The 4,005-nt window shown below is 56.2% G+C and carries 2 protein-coding genes; both read right to left on the bottom strand.

The annotated features are described in order from the left end of the window. Positions 1–97: 97 nt before the first annotated feature. Entirely contained in the window at positions 98–3,331 is a 3,234-nt protein-coding gene (locus KGZ66_11900) for a DEAD/DEAH box helicase (GenBank protein ID MBS3986289.1), read from the bottom strand. Next, on the bottom strand, positions 3,328–4,005 hold a 678-nt coding region (locus KGZ66_11905; GenBank protein ID MBS3986290.1), incomplete at its 5' end, for a hypothetical protein. The genes KGZ66_11900 and KGZ66_11905, both read right to left, overlap by 4 nt.

Here is a 4,005-nt window from a genome sequence, read left to right on the forward strand (position 1 = left end):
AGCCAGACGCGGCACAAAGTTTCGCCCCAGAGCTTTTCAACCTCCAGCACCTTGCCGATTGCGCCCGTGTCGTTTAGCTGTACCCAATCGCCCTGGTTCAAGAGAGGCCACTCCTAGAGCCGGTAATAATGCCCCACACAGCGCGCATCCGGGTTCCGTCCATGGCCAGGTTGGCATCCTTCGCTACTTGCTGCCACGTGACGGCTGAACTTTGCTCAAGCCATGCGCGCGCGCGCTGAATGCGCGGGGTTGCTGCAGCCGGCGCTTCCTGGATAAACCTCTCACCCATAGCCACGCTTATCGACCTAGGCACGCCTAGGCTACGCATGATCACAGCCTCAAGCGTGGGAACCCCATAGTAGATCATCGACGGCACAGCACGAATTGCAGCCTTATCGTGGGCCGACAGGTCGGCATCTGCAATCTTACTCATGACCTGCAGTGCCCCAACTCCCCATGCGCCTTGGTGAGTGAGAGTTTGGTAAATCATACGGCAGCACTCTGTAAGCCTTTTCTGGACATCGGCCGTCTCTGCAAAGTAACAGTCGGCGATTTCTCGCAGCGTCTTGCCGGAGACCCACATTTCCAACATGGAGGCGAGGGTCTTCCCGTCTCCGCCCCCAAAAGTCGGCATACTTAGCTCCGGCACCGTAAGCAAGGCACCGATGAGACTTTTTAGCCCCTGGCCATCGGATTGGAAGAGACGGCTTGGACTCCACTCCTCCGCCTGCAGGCTGAAAGACGCCTTCTGGCTTAGTAATCCCATGATGCTCTCCGGTGAAAATCCGGTGCCGTCGACTAGGGTCAAGACCCCAGAAGGAAGGTTCTTAAGCTGCTCGGCGTACAACCGAGCGGATTCGATCAATTGCTCAGCCAACTCAGGTTGATGCTTACTCAACCGGTGATAGACATACGTCCGCTTAAGCACTTTCTCTGTGTCGGCGAGGAACTGACTGTGATTGTCAATTTTTCGGTAGCTGTGGGCTAAATATTGAACAAAGCTCGACCATTTGGCATCGTTGCGCATCAAACGGCGCAAATCCAGCTCCCAGCCCCGCTCGACGGTATCGGCTATCATCTGCTCCAGTGCGGAAGCTAGTTCCACCACTTTTTCGTTCACATAGTCCTCTAAGGAGGGGTCGTCTGGATGTTGTGAGGCAAAGATAACTAGTCCCAGCGTGTCTTGAAACAACCGCCCGGCCCGTCCGGCAATGTTCCAAAACTCATCGGGGCGCAATTTTTCCTTTGTGTAGTTGCCGCTCTTGCGCATCGCCTTAAGATGCGTCGATAGAATGACGTTGGATATGGGGAAGTTGACCCCTTGTGCCAGCGTGGTCGTAGCTACCAGCGCCACTATTTCGCCCTCTTCGGTCAGCCACTCCAATAGGGCACGCACCTCAGGGGAGATTCCGGCGTGATGAACACCTAAGCCCTTCGCCAGTAGATCGCACAAGGCAAAGTCGGCTCCGTATTCAGCTTTGACGAACTCGCGCACTAAGGCTAATTTGTCGCTCTGCTTTTCTGGCAATATGTGCGCTAACTTGTCGGCAAGGTTCCAGCAATCCGCTGGGGAATAGGCCAGTACAATGGAGCTCCCTCGCGTGGCCAGCACTTCGGCCACAAGTGCTGCAACTGACAATCTGGATGACTTCGCCTGAGTCACCGTCGCATCACGGTTTCGTTCATGGTCGATAGTCACGCGCTCGTCAAAGACAATGGGCACGCGTTGCTGCCGGTTAATGTGAAGCGGCTTCATCTCTAGTCCCCAAACCTTTCCCCGCCCTTTGGGGTAGGCGAGAGCAATCATCTGCTCGTTAGGTTGCCAATTAACGGCGAGCGAGGGTGTTACACTCTGCGAACGCTCGTCGTCGAGCCACGTTGCGAGCTCTGCTGCATTTGGCACAAAAGGCGTCAAAAGTAAAAAATGTGTATCCGGCGACTCGTGGTTGATAGTCGCAAGCACGAGTTCACTCCGCAGCCCACGCTCGCCGTCTCTTAGGTTGTGTGCCTCGTCCATGACCACTAACCCCAAAGGGCGTCCGCCTTGGTTCGCAGCCCCGCTGCGAATTAGCAGGTCTAGCTTCTCCGGCGTAGTTACCAGTACATCGAAGCTGTCGGATGCAGCCAGTAGCTCCTCTTCCAAGACATCGAGCTCGTAAGCAGGGGTCGCCTGTTCAACTTTAAGTCCCAACGGCCCGAGGTCGCGCCGCAGGCGCACTGTAACTTGGTTGACGAGTGCCCGCGTCGGCACAATATAGGCGATCCATGCGTCAGCGACATTGACTTTCGTCTGAATAATGCGGAACTCCGCCAGCAAGGTCTTGCCGCTAGAAGTCGGCATTTCGACCACAACTGCCCGATTACCTACGTGCATGACCTCTTGGATAGCATCCCGCTGTGGTGGTAGGAGTTCAAATAGCGGACGGGTCTGCAGTTCATCCGTCAGCACGCGCTTGAAGTCCGTCATTTTGCTGTTGTAAGCGGCCAGTTGATGCCAAATAGTAGAGCGTATGAGCACTCGCGCCGCCATGCTCATCCAACGCAGCAGCAGTGCCAGCTCAATGATGCCGGCAGAATCTGCAGCCTTTATGGCGCGGGAAAAATGGAAATCCACGTCATCTAGCGCGGTGCGCGGCGTGCCTTTGCCGATAAATGTGCCGAGCATTTCCACGGCTTTTGCCAGTTGATAGAACGCCACCAGCTCAATCGCCGCCACTTGGCGAAGCCCGTTCTCCTGCTGCAAGTAGTCCTGTTCGTAGAGGTGTTGGTTTTGGCGTAGTCCGGCAATCGCACCGGCCACTTGGCGGAGATCATCCCAGCTCTTTTTGCGTACCACCCTCAGGAAGGCGTCGGCCACTTGGAAGAGCACAGTCTTTGGCCACCCTGCTACTCTAGTGTCTAGTTCAGGTACAGGCCAACTGTTCTCGCTTAAGTAACGCCGGATGTCGGCGCTACGGTCTCCCAATACCCCGACCGCAGCGAGGCGGATTGCGTTTTTGACGCGTTCTTCTTCCTCATCTGCCAACGGCAAGACGCGTCTAATGTCAAACGCCAGAGAGCAGTAATCGCGAAACTCCACTCCCAGAGCATGGCGCATATCTTTACGCCAGGCGGCGGCCAAATCGAGGCAACGCAGCTCAATCAAGTGCAGAGCTTCTTCTAGTGCTTGTATCTCCTCCGGCTGCATAGACAAAGACGCTGTAGGATCGCGGTCGGCAATGCGCTTTAGCACGGTCTTGGCCAGTGTGACTTTGGCGCGGTACGCCGCGTGAGCAAGGGCGTCCCGTCCGCCAGACCTAGCAATCAGGATGTCTGTCGGGAATGCGCTCATGATCTTGCCCCCCTGCCGTAGACGATGTCGGCCCATTCATCCTTGTGAAAAGGCAGATAGAAGCCAAGCAGACATACTTCGCCTTCGCCCGGCTGATGCCCAATAGCAGCACAAATGCCTGTAAGGTCTGCCGCGTCTGGAGCACGCCTGCCGCTGACCAAGACACCAACCAGCCAGAAATCGCCCTGGGCGTAGCATTGCAGCGCCTCGTTAAAAGCAGTCTCCCAGTGCGTACCGCGCATGCGCACCAATAGCCAGCTGATTAGCTGCTGACGGACTGCGGAGTGGTGCCGCAGCTCTATCATTTGAGTGCGCAGACAATCATCCGTGGAATTAATAATTTGCGGGGGCACACGCCTCTCGGACGATGACTTAACTTGCCCAAACACAAACCGCGGGGCATCAGGGCGTTGCAGCCCGACTAAATCCGGCCCGGGCAGGCTAGCTTTACGAGCCCGTCTGTCGAAACTCGTTGGCCATGGAAACATCGCTGCATGGCTGTCCTCTAAGGCACTTGCGGCAAACGCCTCCCCTATCTCCCAGTCCTTAGCCCGAGGGGACGATTCCAACTGATCCACAAGTGCACACAGAGCGAACCCGGTTGTTTCTAACTCGATCAAGTGCTGTCTAAGTGCTTCTGCCCCGTCTGATTCTGCTAGCTTCGTGGCGACACG

This window comes from Selenomonadales bacterium (genome assembly GCA_018335585.1).
Taxonomy (GTDB): Bacteria; Bacillota; UBA994; order UBA994; family UBA994; genus UBA994.